The sequence below is a fragment of the Acidovorax sp. AC410 genome, assembly GCF_979253235.1.
This window is the reverse complement of record NZ_CEEDCG010000001.1, coordinates 3,003,271-3,018,732: the sequence shown is the minus strand read 5'-3', so window position 1 is coordinate 3,018,732 and position 15,462 is coordinate 3,003,271. Positions and strand designations below refer to the sequence as shown.

Annotated in this window: 12 protein-coding genes; all 12 read right to left on the bottom strand. The window is 65.2% G+C overall.

Translation table 11 applies throughout. The annotated features are described in order from the left end of the window. Positions 1-6 precede the first annotated feature (6 nt). The 12 genes from AC0IZS_RS14010 to aroB all read right to left on the bottom strand — a co-directional run bounded on the left by AC0IZS_RS14010 (position 7) and on the right by aroB (position 15,421). Positions 7-654: an MlaC/ttg2D family ABC transporter substrate-binding protein gene (locus tag AC0IZS_RS14010; protein ID WP_471639525.1), complete on the bottom strand. Its 648-nt coding sequence runs from the start codon at positions 652-654 to the stop codon at positions 7-9. A gap of 123 nt (positions 655-777) precedes the next feature. Then, on the bottom strand, positions 778-1,614 hold the full coding sequence (locus tag AC0IZS_RS14005; RefSeq protein ID WP_471636168.1) for an MlaA family lipoprotein: 837 nt from the start codon (positions 1,612-1,614) through the stop codon (positions 778-780). Continuing rightward, a complete protein-coding gene (gene mlaD / locus AC0IZS_RS14000; RefSeq protein ID WP_471636167.1) occupies positions 1,611-2,099 on the bottom strand; it encodes an outer membrane lipid asymmetry maintenance protein MlaD in 489 nt (162 codons plus the stop codon). The genes AC0IZS_RS14005 and mlaD overlap by 4 nt, the downstream gene beginning before the upstream one ends. 39 nt (positions 2,100-2,138) lie before the next feature. Continuing rightward, positions 2,139-2,921: a lipid asymmetry maintenance ABC transporter permease subunit MlaE gene (gene mlaE / locus AC0IZS_RS13995; RefSeq protein WP_471636166.1), complete on the bottom strand. Its 783-nt coding sequence runs from the start codon at positions 2,919-2,921 to the stop codon at positions 2,139-2,141. Continuing rightward, entirely contained in the window at positions 2,918-3,736 is an 819-nt protein-coding gene (locus AC0IZS_RS13990) for an ABC transporter ATP-binding protein (RefSeq protein ID WP_471636165.1), read from the bottom strand. The genes mlaE and AC0IZS_RS13990 overlap by 4 nt, the downstream gene beginning before the upstream one ends. Before the next feature lie 315 nt (positions 3,737-4,051). Beyond that, a complete protein-coding gene (locus AC0IZS_RS13985; protein ID WP_471636164.1) occupies positions 4,052-5,530 on the bottom strand; it encodes a glutamate synthase subunit beta in 1,479 nt (492 codons plus the stop codon). A 54-nt stretch (positions 5,531-5,584) separates the two neighbouring features. Next, positions 5,585-10,321 carry a glutamate synthase-related protein gene (locus AC0IZS_RS13980; protein WP_471636163.1) on the bottom strand — a complete coding sequence of 1,579 codons (4,737 nt, stop codon included), beginning with the start codon at positions 10,319-10,321 and terminating at the stop codon, positions 5,585-5,587. 176 nt (positions 10,322-10,497) lie between these two features. After that, on the bottom strand, positions 10,498-11,202 hold the full coding sequence (locus AC0IZS_RS13975; RefSeq protein WP_471636162.1) for a transposase: 705 nt from the start codon (positions 11,200-11,202) through the stop codon (positions 10,498-10,500). 123 nt (positions 11,203-11,325) lie between these two features. After that, complete coding sequence (locus AC0IZS_RS13970; protein ID WP_471636161.1) at positions 11,326-12,264, bottom strand: class I SAM-dependent methyltransferase; 939 nt, start codon at positions 12,262-12,264, stop codon at positions 11,326-11,328. After that, on the bottom strand, positions 12,261-12,926 hold the full coding sequence (locus AC0IZS_RS13965) for a DUF1415 domain-containing protein (protein WP_471636160.1): 666 nt from the start codon (positions 12,924-12,926) through the stop codon (positions 12,261-12,263). The genes AC0IZS_RS13970 and AC0IZS_RS13965 overlap by 4 nt, the downstream gene beginning before the upstream one ends. Positions 12,927-13,030: 104 nt before the next feature. After that, positions 13,031-14,230, bottom strand: a complete 1,200-nt coding sequence (locus tag AC0IZS_RS13960; protein WP_471639524.1) for a deoxyguanosinetriphosphate triphosphohydrolase — start codon at positions 14,228-14,230, stop codon at positions 13,031-13,033. A gap of 39 nt (positions 14,231-14,269) precedes the next feature. Further along, on the bottom strand, positions 14,270-15,421 hold the full coding sequence (gene aroB, locus AC0IZS_RS13955) for a 3-dehydroquinate synthase (protein WP_471636159.1): 1,152 nt from the start codon (positions 15,419-15,421) through the stop codon (positions 14,270-14,272). Between the last annotated feature and the right edge of the window lie 41 nt (positions 15,422-15,462).

Genomic DNA, 15,462 nt, shown 5'->3' with positions numbered 1-15,462 from the left:
GCCCGATCAGCCCTTGGTGCCGGCATTGGACTTGTTGCGCGCCTCGAGCGAGGCGATCAGGCCATCCACGCCCTTGGCGTTGATTTCCTGCGCGAACTGGCCCTTGTAGGTTTCCACCAGCCACACGCCGAGCACGTTGAGGTTGTAGATCTTCCAGCCCGCGCCATCGCCCGGGGTCTTTTCCAGGCGGTAGTCGAGTTGGATCGGGTCGCCACGGCCCACGATCTCGGTGCGCACCAGGACGTCCTTGTCGGCCGGATCGGCGCGCAGGGGCTTGACCTGGATGCTCTGGTCGTTGACCTGGGCCAGGGCGCCCGCATAGGTACGCACCAGCAGGATCTTGAACTCGTCCTGCAGGCGCTTTTGCTGCTCAGGCGTGGCCTGGCGCCAGCCGGGGCCCACGGCGGCGGCTGTCATGCGGCGGAAATTCACATTCGGCATGACCGTCTTGTCCACCAGCGCGATCACCTTGGAGATGTCGCCCCCCTGGATGGACTTGTCGGCCTTCACCGTGTTGAGCACGTCGGTGGACAGGCGCTTGATCAGGGCATCGGGCGCCTCATCGGCTGCGGAGGCCACCAATGGCAGGCCCAGGGAAGTCACGGCCACCAGGGCCAGGGCCATGTGGCCTGCGATTCGTCGGTTCATCATCATGTCGTCATCTTTCATGGGGCAGGCAAGGCGCCCTTGATTTCATTGTGGGCGCGAAGTGCCTGCGGCGTGCTTCTGCCCGGTAGCGGGTTGCAAGCAAGTGCAACACCTGCCAGGTGCCAGTGGTCAGCGGGTCTTGGCATCCGCTGGTGGGGGCTCCTCGGGCAGCACGCCGTCATTCGCGTCGCGTTCGCTGTCGTCCTTGTCCTTGTCGTACGGGACCGCCCCAGCCTGGCTGCGCACCTGCAGGAACACGTCGCGCGTGAAGCTGTACTTGTCGAGCGCAGCGCTGTCGAGCACCGAACCGGCACGCAGCAGGTTGGCGCGCGCATCCACCGCGCGCAGGGCGTACAGCGAGTTGCGGGCCGAGGTCGGGTCCACGTAGCGCACGGGGTTGCCCATCATGTCGACCGGCAGGGCGAGGGTGTCGCGCACGGTGGAAGGGCCCAGGATGGGCAGAACCAGGTACGGGCCGGTGTCCATGCCCCAGCGGCCCAGCGTCAGGCCGAAATCCTGGCGGTAGCGGTCGATGCCGATCTCGCTGGCCACGTCCAGCACACCACCCAGCCCGAGGAAGGTGTTCACGTTGACGCGCATGAAGCTGGAGGCCGCACCTTCGAGCCGGAACTGCAACACGTTGTTCACGAAGGACCAGACGTCAGTCAGGTTGGCGAAGAAGTTGCTCACTCCGGTGCGCACCAGGGGGGGCGTGACTTCCTTGTAAGCCGTGGCCACGGGCTTGAGCACGATGGCATCGACCTGCTCGTTGAATTGGGTGACGCCACGGTTGTACGGCTCCAGCGGGTCGCGCGGATCGTTGCGGGGGCCACTCGCGCAGCCGACCAGCAAGGCCAGACCGATCACGGCCACCAAGGCCCGGCCGGCGCGCAACAGCGCTGCAGCGCCATGCCCGAGGTGGTTTTCATCGTCGCGGGCAGTACCCGCTAGCATCCTGTTCATCATTTTTTGCTACCTGCCCCTGCGGGCTTACTGCCGTCTTCGGCTTTGCTGTAAAGAAATTGTCCAATCAGGTTTTCGAGCACCACTGCGGATTGCGTGGCGGTGATCGTGTCTCCCGCGGCAAGGTTCTTCTCGTCGCCACCGGCCTCGATGCCGATGTACTGCTCACCCAGCAAGCCGCTGGTGAGAATCTTGAGCGAACTGTCCTTGGGGAACGCATAGCGGTCCTGCATGGCCAGGGTGACGCGCGCCTGGTAGGTCTTGTCGTCGAAGCTGATCGACTCGACCCGGCCCACGACCACGCCGGCGCTGCGCACGGCCGCCTGGGGCTTCAAGCCGCCGATATTGTCGAAGCGCGCGGTGAGCTGGTAGCCGCGCTGGAAATTCAGGGTCAGCAAATTGGCCGACTGCAGCGCCAGGAACACCAGCGCCGCGATGCCCAGCATCACGAACAGGCCTACCCAGACATCATTCTTGGATCGTTGCATCGTTAAGGTCTCTTTTCTTCGTCTGCCGGCAGTCCGGCATCAGATGCTGAACATCATGGCGGTGAGGAGGAAGTCCAGCGCAAGCACCGCCAGCGAGGCCATCACCACGGTGCGCGTGGTCGCGCGGGAAACCCCTTCGGGCGTGGGCTTGGCGGCATAGCCCTGCAGCAGCGCCACGAAGGTGACGGTGATGCCGAAGACAATGCTCTTGGCGACGCCGTTGCCGACATCCTTCCACACGTCCACCCCGCCCTGCATCTGGCTCCAGAAGGCACCGGGGTCGATGCCGATCAGCACCACGCCGACCACCCAGCCGCCGATCACGCCGACCGCACTGAACACCGCTGCCAGCAGCGGCATGGTGATCACGCCGGCCCAGAAGCGCGGGGCCAGGATGCGGCGCACGGGGTCCACCGCCATCATTTCCATGGCGCTGAGCTGCTCGCCCGCGCGCATGAGGCCGATCTCGGCCGTGAGCGAGGTGCCTGCCCGGCCGGCGAACAGCAGCGCCGTGACCACGGGCCCCAACTCGCGCACCAGCGACAGCGCCACCAGCATGCCCAGCGCCTCAGACGAGCCGTACCGCTGCAGCGTGTAGTAACCCTGCAGGCCGAGCACGAAGCCCACGAACAGGCCCGACACGGCAATGATGGCCAGCGAATAATTGCCCAGGAAGTGCACTTGGTCGCGCACCAGTGAAGGCCGCATGAAGGTGGCACCGAACAGGCGCACCAGGCGCACGAACAGGTGCGCTGCGGCGCCGATGTCGGCCAGTTGCTGGCGCACGGCCAGGCCCACGTCGGAAGGTTGGTACCAGCTCACAGGCCTATCCCCCCGGCAGGGCCGAAGTCCTGCGCCGCCGTGGGCCCCGGGTAGTGGAAGGGCACCGGCCCGGTAGGCAACGCATGCACGAACTGGTGTACCAGCGGGTCCTTGCTGGCGCGCACCTCGTCGGGCGTGCCCTGTGCGGCGACCACCCCCTCCCCGAGGATGATCACGTGGTCGGCCAGCCGAAAGGTTTCTTCCAGGTCGTGCGAGACCACGATGCTGGTCAGGCCCATGGCATCGTTGAGCTGGCGGATGAGCTGGGCGGCAGTGCCCAGGGAAATCGGGTCGAGCCCGGCAAAGGGCTCGTCGTACATGACAAGCTCGGGGTCGAGCGCGATGGCCCGCGCCAGCGCCACGCGCCGGGCCATGCCGCCGGATATCTCGCTGGGCATGAGGTCGCGTGCGCCGCGCAGGCCCACGGCGTTGAGCTTCATGAGCACCACGTCGCGCACCAGCGCCTCGGGCAGATCGGTGTGCTCGCGCAGCGGAAAGGCGACGTTCTCGAACACATCGAGGTCGGTGAACAGAGCGCCAAACTGGAACAGCATGCCCATGCGCCGCCGCGCCGTATAGAGGGCGGCTGCGTCCATCTTTCCCACATTCTGGCCATCGAACAGCACCTCGCCCTGCTGGGCCTGTTGCTGTCCGCCGATGAGGCGCAGCACCGTGGTCTTGCCCCCACCCGAAGCCCCCATGAGCGCCGTGACCTTGCCGCGCGGCACGGTCAGCGACACGTCACGCAGGATGGCACGGTCACCGTACGAGAAGGTGACGTTGCGCAATTCGGCGAAAGGAGAAGGCTCGGGCATGCAGAAGAGAAAAAAGGGCGAGTATTCAGCAGGAAAGGACTGTCCGCGCGCGCAGCATTCCCTGCGCACCAAACAGCAGCGATGGTAGTCGAATCCATAAACATACATACATGTATGTTTGCAATTTTTCGGTACGGCTTTGGGAGCGATGCCCGGTATCCCAGTGTCTGGCATTCCTGGATGGACATTGCTTCCAATTGTGCCTATATCCAGCGTCGCGCGTGCGCAACGGTCTTTCCCGGATGGGCGCCCTGCGGCACACCATGAAAAACGGCGCCACCAGGGCGCCGCTCTCAGCCGTTGCCTTGCCAACAATCAGCGCGGCAGGTCCGAGTAGCCCATGAGGAACTCATCGACCGAACGCGCGGCCTGGCGGCCTTCGCGGATGGCCCAGACCACCAGGGACTGGCCGCGGCGGATGTCGCCGGCAGCAAACACCTTGGGGGCGCTGGTGGCGTAGCCGCCATCGAACTCGGTGGTGGCGCGGGCGTTGCCGCGGGCATCCTTCTCGACACCAAAGGCTTCGAGCACGGCGGCCACCGGGCTCACGAAGCCCATGGCCAGCAGCACCAGGTCGGCCTTGAGGATCTGCTCGGAGCCAGCGACCTCGACCATCTTGCCGTCCTTCCACTCCACGCGCACGGTCTTGAGGCCGGTGACCTTGCCCTTTTCGCCGATGAACTCCTTGGTGGAGATGGCGAACTCGCGCTCGCAGCCTTCTTCATGGCTGGAACTGGTGCGCAGCTTGATCGGCCAGTAAGGCCAGGTCATGGGCCGGTTTTCGACCTCGGGCGGCTGGGGCATGAGTTCGAACTGCGTGACGCTGACGGCGCCGTGGCGGTTGCTGGTGCCCACGCAGTCACTGCCGGTATCACCGCCACCGATCACGATGACGTGCTTGCCGTCGGCGCGCAGCTGGTTCTTGAGCTTGTCGCCGGCATTGACCTTGTTCTGCTGGGGCAGGAACTCCATGGCGAAATGGATGCCATCGAGGTCACGGCCGGGCACGGGCAGGTCGCGGCTCTGTTCGGCACCGCCGGTCAGCAGCACGGCGTCAAATTCGGCCTGCAACTGCTCGGGGGTGATGGTCTCCTTGGCCCAGTTGGTGACCTTGGAGCCCTTGCCCAGACCGTCCTTGGCCGCACCGACGAAAACGCTGGTGCGGATGGTGACGCCTTCGGCCTTGAGCTGGTCGGCGCGGCGGTCGATGTGCGACTTCTCCATCTTGAAGTCGGGGATGCCATAGCGCAGCAGCCCGCCGATGCGGTCGTTCTTCTCGAACAGGGTCACATCGTGGCCCACGCGCGCCAGTTGCTGGGCCGCGGCCATGCCAGCCGGGCCGGCACCGATCACGGCGACCTTCTTGCCGGTCTTGTGCTTGGACGGCAGGGGCTTGACCCAGCCTTCTTCCCAGGCGCGGTCGATGATGGCGTGCTCGATGGACTTGATGCCCACGGCATCGTCGTTCACGTTGAGCACGCAGGCCGCCTCGCAGGGTGCGGGGCAGATGCGGCCGGTGAACTCGGGGAAGTTGTTCGTGCTGTGCAGCACGGCGATGGCGCTCTTCCAGTCCGCCTGGTAGACCAGGTCGTTGAAGTCCGGAATGATGTTGTTCACCGGGCAGCCGCTGTTGCAGAACGGCGTGCCGCAGTCCATGCAGCGCGCGCCCTGTACCTTGGCCTGGGACTCATCCAGGCCGATGACGAATTCCTTGTAGTGCTTGAGGCGCTCGCCGACGGGCTTGTAGCCCTCTTCGATGCGCTCGTACTCCATGAAGCCGGTGGTCTTTCCCATGATTGCGTGTCCTATGTCTATGAATGCTGTGCGGGTGTTCGGTCGGGCAGCGCCTTATTTGGCGGGCACGGCCACGTTCTTGGCAGCCGGTGCCACCGCGGGGGTGGCAGGCTCCTCAAGCACCTTGCGTTCATAAATCTCGGCCAGCGCGCGCTTGTACTCGGTCGGGAAGACCTTGACGAACTTGCTGCGCGATGCCGCCCAGTTGTCGAGCAGTTCGCGCGCGCGCTTGCTGCCCGTCCAGCGGTTGTGGTCTTCCAGCAGCTTCTTGAGCTGGGCTTCGTCGGTCTGGCCACCGTGCCAGATGGCGCGTGGAACCGTGGCCTCCTGCTCGGACGACGGCAGGATGCGCTCGAGCGTGACCATGGACATGTTGCAGCGCGTGTCGAACTGGCCGTCTTCGTCATAGACGTAGGCCACGCCACCGCTCATGCCGGCCGCGAAGTTGCGGCCGGTCTTGCCCAGCACCATCACGGTGCCGCCGGTCATGTATTCGCAGCCATGGTCGCCCGTGCCTTCGACGACGGCCGTGGCACCCGACAGGCGCACGGCAAAGCGCTCGCCGGCCACGCCGCTGAAGAAGGCTTCGCCCGTGGTGGCGCCGTACATCACGGTGTTGCCCACGATGGTGTTGCGCACCGAGTCGCCACGGAAGTCGATGCTGGGGCGCACGATGACGCGGCCGCCCGACAGGCCCTTGCCGGTGTAGTCGTTGGCGTCGCCGATCAGGTACAGCGTGATGCCGCGCGTGAGGAAGGCGCCAAAGGACTGGCCGCCCGTGCCTTCGAGCTGGATGCGGATGCTGTCGTCCGGCAGGCCTTCGGGGTGGGCACGCGTCACGGCACCCGAGAGCATGGCGCCCACGGAGCGGTTGACGTTGCGCGCCACCTCGATGAACTGCACCCGCTCGCCCTTGTCGATGGCGGGGCGGCTGCGCTCGATGAGCTTGCGGTCCAGCGTGTTCTCGATGTTGTGGTCCTGCACGTCCACATGAAAACGCGGCACGTCGGCGGGCACGTTGGGCTGGGCGAACAGGCGGCCGAAGTCGAGGCCGCGGGCCTTCCAGTGGGCAATGCCGGAACGCGTGTCGAGCAGGTCGGAGCGGCCGATCAGGTCGTCGAACTTGCGGATGCCCAGCTGGGCCATGATCTGGCGCACTTCTTCAGCGATGAAGAAGAAATAGTTGACCACGTGCTCGGGCTTGCCCGAGAACTTGGCGCGCAGCGCGGGGTCCTGCGTGGCCACACCCACCGGGCAGGTGTTCAGGTGGCACTTGCGCATCATGATGCAGCCTTCGACGACCAGGGGCGCCGTGGCAAAGCCGAACTCGTCGGCACCGAGCAGCGCACCGATGGCGACGTCGCGGCCGGTCTTCATCTGGCCGTCGGCCTGCACGCGCACGCGGCCGCGCAGGCGGTTGAGCACCAGGGTCTGCTGGGTCTCGGCCAGGCCGATTTCCCAGGGGCCGCCTGCGTGCTTGATCGACGACCAGGGCGATGCGCCCGTGCCGCCGTCGTGGCCGGCGATCACGATATGGTCGCTCTTGCACTTGGTGACGCCCGCGGCGATGGTGCCCACGCCGACTTCGGACACCAGCTTGGTGCTGATGCTGGCGTGCGGCGCCACGTTCTTCAGGTCGTGGATGAGCTGCGCCAGGTCTTCGATGGAGTAGATGTCATGGTGCGGCGGGGGCGAGATCAGGCCCACGCCGGGCACGCTGTGGCGCAGCTTGCCGATGTAGTTGGAGACCTTGCCACCGGGCAGCTGGCCGCCTTCGCCGGGCTTGGCACCCTGGGCCATCTTGATCTGGATCTGGTCGGCCGAGGACAGGTACTCGGCCGTGACGCCGAAGCGACCCGAGGCCACCTGCTTGATGCGGCTGCGCAGGGAGTCGCCGTCCTGCAGGGGCAGGTCGACTTCGACGTTCTCGGCGCCGATCACGCTCTTCAAGGTGTCCCCCAGCTTGATCGGGATGCCCTTGAGTTCGTTGCGGTAGCGCGCGGCGTCCTCGCCGCCTTCGCCGGTGTTGCTCTTGCCGCCGATGCGGTTCATGGCCACGGCCAGGGTGGCGTGCGCCTCGGTGGAGATCGAGCCCAGCGACATGGCGCCGGTGGCGAAGCGCTTGACGATCTCCTTGGCGGGCTCGACCTCGTCCACGGGGATGGCCTTGGCGGGGTCGATCTTGAACTCGAACAGGCCGCGCAGCGTCATGTGGCGCTTGCTCTGGTCGTTGATGATCTGCGCGTATTCCTTGTACGTGTTCCAGTTGTTGGAACGCGTGGAGTGCTGCAGCTTGGCGATCGCGTCAGGGCTCCACATGTGCTCTTCACCACGCGCGCGCCAGGCGTATTCGCCGCCAGCGTCGAGCATGGTCTCAAGCACGGGGTCGTCGCCGAAGGCGGCCTTGTGCATGCGGATGGCTTCCTCGGCGATCTCGAACACGCCGATGCCTTCCACGCGGCTGGCGGTGCCGGTGAAGTACTTGCCCACGGTGTCGGTGTTCAGGCCGATGGCCTCGAACAGCTGCGCGCCGCAGTAGCTCATGTAGGTGCTCACGCCCATCTTGGACATGATCTTGGACAGGCCCTTGCCGATGGCCTTGACGTAGTTGTAGATGGCCTTGTCCGGCGACAGATCGCCCGGCATGTTCTTGTGCATCTCGGTCAGGGTTTCCATCGCGAGGTAGGGGTGCACGGCTTCGGCGCCGTAGCCGCCGAGCACGGCGAAGTGGTGTACTTCGCGCGCGGTGCCGGTCTCAACCACCAGGCCGGCCGTGGTGCGCAGGCCTGCGCCCACCAGGTGCTGGTGGATGGCCGACAGGGCCAGCAGCGCGGGGATGGCCACCTGCGTGGCGCTCACGGCGCGGTCGCTGACGATCAGGATGTTGGCGCCGCCCTTGATGGCGTCCACGGCCTGCGCGCACAGCGAGGCCAGCTTGGCTTCCACACCCTCACGGCCCCAGTCCAGCGGGTAGGTGATGTCGATGGTGGCGCTCTTGAACTTGCCTTGCGTGTACTTTTCGATGTCACGCAGCTTGGCCATGTCGGCGAAGTCGAGCACGGGCTGGCTCACTTCGAGCCGCATCGGCGGGTTGACCTGGTTGATGTCCAGCAGGTTCGGCTTGGGGCCGATGAAGCTGTTGAGCGACATCACGATGGCCTCGCGGATCGGATCGATCGGCGGGTTGGTCACCTGGGCGAACAGCTGCTTGAAGTAGTTGAACAGCGGCTTGTTCTTGCCCGAGAGCACGGCCAGCGGGCTGTCGTTGCCCATGGAGCCGATGCCCTCCTCGCCATTGCGGGCCATGGGCGCCATCAGGAACTTGATGTCTTCCTGGGTGTAGCCGAAGGCCTGCTGGCGGTCGAGCAGCGGCAGCGTGGCGGCTTCGGCCACGGGCGCGTCGGCGGCAGCATCGATGCTGTCGAGCTTGATGCGCAGGTTTTCGATCCACTGCTTGTAGGGCTTGGTGTTGACGACGTTGGCCTTGAGCTCCTCGTCGTCGATCATGCGGCCCTGTTCCAGGTCGATCAGGAACATCTTGCCGGGCTGCAGACGCCACTTGCGCACGATCTTGTTCTCGGGGATGGGCAGCACGCCCGATTCCGAGGCCATGACGACCAGGTCGTCGTCGGTGATGCAGTAGCGCGAAGGGCGCAGACCATTGCGGTCCAGCGTGGCGCCGATCTGGCGGCCATCGGTGAAGACGATGGAGGCCGGGCCATCCCAGGGTTCCATCATCGCGGCATGGTATTCATAGAAGGCGCGGCGGCGCTCGTCCATGGTGGTGTGCTGCTCCCAGGGCTCGGGGATCATCATCATCACGGCCTGGCTGATGGGGTAGCCGGCCATGGTCAGCAACTCGAGGCAGTTGTCGAACGTGGCGGTATCGGACTGGTCCGCAAAGCTGATGGGGTAGAGCTTGTGCAGGTCGGCCGCGAGCACGGGCGAGGCCATCACGCCTTCGCGCGCCTTCATCCAGTTGTAGTTGCCCTTGACGGTGTTGATCTCGCCGTTGTGCGCGACATAGCGGTACGGGTGGGCCAGCGGCCACTCGGGGAAGGTGTTGGTGGAAAAGCGCTGGTGCACCAGGCCGATGGCCGAGACGCAGCGCTCATCCTGCAGGTCCATGTAGTAGGTGCCCACCTGGTCGGCCAGCAGCAGGCCCTTGTAGACCACGGTGCGGCTGGACATGCTGGGAACGTAGTATTCCTTGCTGTGCTTGAGCTTGAGGTTCTGGATGGCGGCGCTGGCGGTCTTGCGGATCACATACAGCTTGCGCTCCAGCGCGTCCTGCACGATCACGTCGTTGCCACGGCCGATGAAGACCTGGCGCAGGATGGGCTCCTTTTTGCGCACCGTGGGCGACATGGGCATGTCGACGTTCACCGGCACATCGCGCCAGCCGAGCAGCACCTGGCCTTCGGCCTTGATGGCGCGCTCCATCTCCTGCTCGCAGGCCAGGCGCGAGGCGTGCTCCTTGGGCAGGAAGATCATGCCCACGCCGTACTCGCCGGCGGCAGGCAGCGTGACGCCCAGCTTGGCCATTTCTTCCCGGTACAGCGCGTCGGGGATCTGGATCAGGATACCCGCGCCATCGCCCATGAGCTTGTCGGCACCCACGGCACCCCGGTGGTCGATGTTCTCCAGGATCTTCAAGGCCTGCGTCACGATGTCGTGGCGCTTGACGCCCTTGATATGGGCGACGAAACCGAGGCCGCAGGCGTCGTGTTCGTTGGACGATGAATACAAACCGTGTTGTTGGAGATGCAGGATCTCGGCAGCCGTGGTCATGGCGCACTCCTCATGAATTTTCGCAGGGAGTGCAAGATTAGTGCATTGCAACATGCAAGGCAAGCATATTAATTAGGGTCAGATTCTAATTAAATTACCCAACTGAAAAAGTCGGGTTTAATTGGGGACAGGTTTAATCGGAGCGAGTGTCGGGTGCAAATGCATTGGCGACTCGCTCAGAACTCGATGGGAGGCGCGGGCATGGGTGGCCGACCGGGTTTGGCCTTGGCCACCCGGCGAGGGGTCAGTTTCTGCAGCTCGGCCACGAAGTCGGCCTCGCCCAGGGCCCAGCCACTCAGGGCGGATTGCGTCAGCGCATGCAGTTGCTTCTCGCCGAGCCCCGATTGCACCAGTGCGGCATAGGCGGCCTCGCGCGCAAAGGGCGTGTTGCCCAGCGCCCAGTACAACGCATGGGTGGTGAGCAGCTTATCGGTGCGCAACCCCAGCCAGTGGCCGTGGCTGGACCAGGGGTAGTCCGCCGCGCGCGTGGCGATGCCGGCGCGCACAGGGTTGAGGTCGATGTAGACCATGCAGGCCAGCAGGTAGCGCTCGGCCTCTATCACGGTGGAACGGTAGCGCCCCTCCCACAAGGTGCCCGTGCGGCCATGGCGTTGGTTGAAGTAGCGCACATAGCTGCGGCCGATGGACTGCATCATCTGCGGCAGGCCGTCGTCGGTGGATGGGGTGGCCAGCAGATGGAAATGGTTGTCCATGAGCACATAGGCATGCAGGGCCACCTGGAACTTGCGCGCGTTTTCATCCAGTAGCGCGAGCATGGCCTCGAAATCGGCCCGGTCCAGGAAGATCGCCTGGCGGTTGTTGCCGCGCTGGATTACATGGTGGGGAAAGCCGGGCAGTGTCAGTCGGGGCAGGCGGGCCATGGCGAAGGCAGGTGGTCGATGGTGCGGGAGAGGCATGATATACCTGTCCCCCATTTGGCCTGACGCCGTGCGGCCAGGCTCACCAACCGACCATGGGTGCCGAGCCCCACACCCTCGGGAAATTTAAGGCGCAGCGGCTTCGACGCCGTCCACCTGCTCCTCGCCCACGGGCTGCAGCCCGAACCGCGCGGCCATCGCCTGCTCCAGCCCCATCTCGCGCAGGATGGCGCGCAGGCGCTCTGCAGCGCTGCGCTTCTTCTGGCCGGTGTAGCGCGCGATGATGAGTTCGTTCTTCATGCTGTGCTCCCAGCCGACGAGCTCGGTCACCGTGACCTGGTAGCCGCTGGCCTCCAGGTACAGGCAGCGCAGCACGTTGGTGACCTGGCTGCCCAGCTCGCGCGTGTGAAAAGGGTGGCGCCACAGCTCGGCCAGCGGCGTGCGCGACAGCTGCAGCGCCTTGCCCTGGCGCAGGCAGGCCGCCATCTCCGCCTGGCAGCAAGGCACCAGCACCATGGCCCGGGCACGCTTTTGCAGGCCGAAGGCGATGGCATCGTCGGTGGCGGTATCGCAGGCGTGCAGCGCGGTGACGACGTCGACCTGCGCGGGCAGCTCGGCGGCATCGGCGGATTCAGCCACCGACAGGTTCAGAAAGGACATGCGCCCGAAGCCGAGCCGCTGGGCCAGCGCGCGCGACTTGTCCACCAGTTCACTGCGCGTTTCGATGCCATAAATGTGGCCACGCAAGAGCGCCTTGAAATACAGGTCGTAGAGAATGAAGCCGAGGTAGGACTTGCCTGCCCCATGGTCGGCCAGGCTCGGGCTGCGCCCGTCGGCCGACAGCTCGGTGAGCAGGGGCTCGATGAAATTGAACAGGTGGTACACCTGTTTGAGCTTGCGCCGCGAGTCCTGGTTCAGCCGCCCATCGCGCGTGAGGATGTGCAGTTCCTGCAGCAGCTCCAGCGACTGGCCTGGGCGCAGCTCGGACAACACAGGATCCACTGGCGAGGCAGAAGCGCCCTTGCCCGTGGACTTGGCGCCCTGCTTGTTGCGGGGCGCGTTCATGCCGCACCCCCGGTCGCTGTGGTCAGCGCATCCGGCACTGCAGCAGCAGCAGTCGCGGCAGCACAGCCAGGGCCCACCTGCAATGCCTCCCACCCCTGCAGGCCGAGTTGCTCCAGCACTTCGATATTGCGCTCGTAAATGGTTTCCGCCTCCGGAAAGACCTCCACAGCGCGGTCGATACTTTCTTCGCGCAGCAGGTGCAGCGTGGGGTACGGGGAGCGGTTGGTACAGTTGCTCACGTCATCTTCACGGGTGCCGGCAAACTGGAACTGCGGATGGAAGCTGGCGATCTGCAGCGTGCCGTCCAGCCCGAGCTCTTCGAGCAGGTCTTCCGCCTCACCCAGGAAGTCATTGAAATCCAGGAAGTCTGCCAACACCGGCGTGGGCACGACCAGCAAGGTGGTGTCCCGGACGGCAGCATCCATCTGCGCCAACGCAAGCAGCTCTTCACGCAGATCGGCCAGCAGCTGGCGTGGATCGACGGCGGCACTTGCCACGCAGTGGATCTGCCCCTTGGCATGCACGCCCTTGGCAAAGGGACACAGGTTCAGGCCGATGACGGCACGCTCCAGCCATTGCACCGTGTCGCGAATAGCCGGGTGCACGGCAAGGGAGGAAGAGGCCTCGGGCAATGGCGAGGCCGCGGAAGATGGAGAGTTCATGCAAAGGCGCTGGGCGCGCGTGGGGTGGCCCGCAATTTTAACGGGCGGACCCCAACCCGGTCTCCGCCCGTTCTTTGCACCGGAAACCCAGCACCCGACATGCCTCAGTCGAGCAGGCGCTGCCCCGTCAGGCGCTCGTGCTCGCGCGCGGCGAAGCGGTCGGTCATACCGGCAATGAAATCGGCAATCGCACGTGCCTTGACCGCGCTGTCGCCAGCGCTGGCCTGCTGCGCAAAGGCAGGTTTCATCTCTTGCGGCGCCTGCAGGTAGGCAGCAAAGAGATCGCGCACGATCTGCTGCGCGCGCCCGGTGGTCTCCATGACCTGGGGGTGGCGGTACAGGTTCTTGAATAGAAAGCGCTTGAGCACCACGGACTGCTCCCGCATGCCATCGCTGAACATCACCAGCGGCGGGGACTGGCGCACCGCGTCGGCATTGCCAGGCGCCACCCGCGCCAATGCCGCCGAGGTGGCATCGATCACGTCGTACACCTGGGCGCTGAGCATGAGCCGGATGGCCTCGAACAGCAGGCGGCGGTGCATGGCGGTGTCGCCCAGGTGGGGGTGCGCCGCCTGGGCCGCCTGGCGGTACTGGTCGAACAGAGGCACTTCGCCCAGTTGCACCAGGGTGATGAGGCCCGAGCGCACCCCATCATCAATGTCGTGGGCGTTGTAGGCGATCTCGTCGGCCAGGTTGCACAGCTGCGCCTCCAGGCTGGGCTGTTCGCGGCGCAGAAAGCGCCCACCGATCCCACCCGGTTCGGCGTCTTCGAGTTGCTGCGCGTGTACACGCGAACAGTGCTTGAGGATGCCCTCACGCGTCTCGAAGCTGAGGTTCAGCCCATCGAACTGGGGGTAGCGCTCCTCCAACTTGTCCACGACCCGCAGGCTCTGCAGATTGTGTTCGAACCCGCCCTGGTCGGCCATGCAGGCGTGCAGTGCGTCCTGCCCGGCGTGGCCGAAGGGGGTATGACCGAGATCGTGGGCCAGCGAGATGGCTTCGACGAGGTCTTCATCGATGTACAACGAGCGTGCAATCGACCGCCCCAGTTGCGCGACCTCGAGCGAATGGGTCAGGCGCGTACGGAAAAGGTCGCCTTCGTGGTTGAGGAACACCTGGGTCTTGTAGACCAGCCGGCGGAACGCCGTGGAATGCACGATGCGGTCGCGGTCGCGCTGGTACTCCGTGCGTGTCGGTGCCGGCGCTTCCGCATACCGCCGCCCCCTGCTCTGCGACGACAGGCTGGCATAGGCGGCAAGGCCGGTTCTACCGGTCAAAGTGCCTGTTGCCACTTGACAGGTAATGGTGCAGGTGCGCGGACAGGACAGAGGCCCGCCACGCCGTTACCGGCAGCACGCATCAATCACCTCCCGGACCAACTTGTCGGGAGCGGCGCGGACAATCGCCTTGCCGGGACCATCGATGAGCACGAAGCGAATTTCACCCGCCTCGGATTTCTTGTCGATGCGCATGAGCTCCAGGTAACGGCCGGCATTGTCCGCCGCATCGAGCACCGGGCCCCTGGTGGGCAGACCCGCTCGCTCGATCAGTGCGACGAGCCGCTGCACGAATGCATCGTCAACCAGGCCCAGCCGCAGGGAGAGTTCAGCCGCCATCACCATGCCGGCACCCACGCCTTCGCCATGCAGCCACACGCCATAGCCCATGCCCGCCTCGATGGCATGGCCAAAAGTGTGGCCGAAATTCAGGATGGCCCGCAGGCCGCCTTCGCGCTCGTCCTGGCTGACCACCCAGGCCTTGATCTCGCAGCTGCGGCGCACGGCATGGGCCAATGCGCCCCGGTCGCGGGCGCGCAATGCATCAATGGAGGACTCCAGCCACTGCATGAACTGCATGTCGGCGATGGGCCCGTACTTGAGCACTTCGGCCAGCCCTGCGCTCATCTCCCGCGCACTCAAGGTGTCGAGCGTGGCCAGGTCGCACACCACGAGCCGGGGCTGGTAGAACGCGCCCACCATGTTCTTGCCCAGCGGGTGGTTGATGGCCGTCTTGCCTCCCACTGAGGAATCCACCTGCGCCAGCAAGGTCGTGGGAATCTGCACGAAGGGCACGCCGCGCATATAGGTCGCGGCGGCGAAGCCCGTCATGTCGCCGATGACGCCGCCACCGAGCGCAAACAACACGGCCTTGCGGTCACAGCCATGGGTCAGCAGGGCGTCGAAAATGCGCTGCAGGGTTTCCCAACCCTTGAACTCCTCACCATCCGGAAGTTGCACCGTGTGTACGACTGGATAGCGCTTGCGCAGAGCCTCCACCACCTGTGCCCCGTACAAAGGGCCCACGGTGTCGTTGGTGACAACCAGCGCCGACGTGCCGTTGGGGAGTTCCAGGCCGTCTTTCAGGCTACCGAGGAGGCCAGCGCCGATTTCGATACCGTAGCTGCGCTCTCCCAGATCAATGGAGACTGTGTGGGAGGCGACGCCTGCCGCAGATGCAGGGAGAGAAGCGGGGATCAGATCGACAGTTTCAGACATAGGCCCTTAGTTTACGCAGAATGCCATCGCGCTCCTCCAGG

What these genes read in the sequence shown, in the direction of transcription:
- AC0IZS_RS14010 (WP_471639525.1), bottom strand. Translation starts at nt 654, where the DNA reads ATGATGATGAACCGACGAATCGCAGGCCACATGGCCCTGGCCCTGGTG.
- AC0IZS_RS14005 (WP_471636168.1), bottom strand. Translation starts at nt 1,614, where the DNA reads ATGATGAACAGGATGCTAGCGGGTACTGCCCGCGACGATGAAAACCAC.
- mlaD (WP_471636167.1), bottom strand. Translation starts at nt 2,099, where the DNA reads ATGCAACGATCCAAGAATGATGTCTGGGTAGGCCTGTTCGTGATGCTG.
- AC0IZS_RS13990 (WP_471636165.1), bottom strand. Translation starts at nt 3,736, where the DNA reads ATGCCCGAGCCTTCTCCTTTCGCCGAATTGCGCAACGTCACCTTCTCG.
- AC0IZS_RS13985 (WP_471636164.1), bottom strand. Translation starts at nt 5,530, where the DNA reads ATGGGAAAGACCACCGGCTTCATGGAGTACGAGCGCATCGAAGAGGGC.
- AC0IZS_RS13980 (WP_471636163.1), bottom strand. Translation starts at nt 10,321, where the DNA reads ATGACCACGGCTGCCGAGATCCTGCATCTCCAACAACACGGTTTGTAT.
- AC0IZS_RS13975 (WP_471636162.1), bottom strand. Translation starts at nt 11,202, where the DNA reads ATGGCCCGCCTGCCCCGACTGACACTGCCCGGCTTTCCCCACCATGTA.
- AC0IZS_RS13970 (WP_471636161.1), bottom strand. Translation starts at nt 12,264, where the DNA reads ATGAACGCGCCCCGCAACAAGCAGGGCGCCAAGTCCACGGGCAAGGGC.
- AC0IZS_RS13965 (WP_471636160.1), bottom strand. Translation starts at nt 12,926, where the DNA reads ATGAACTCTCCATCTTCCGCGGCCTCGCCATTGCCCGAGGCCTCTTCC.
- aroB (WP_471636159.1), bottom strand. Translation starts at nt 15,421, where the DNA reads ATGTCTGAAACTGTCGATCTGATCCCCGCTTCTCTCCCTGCATCTGCG.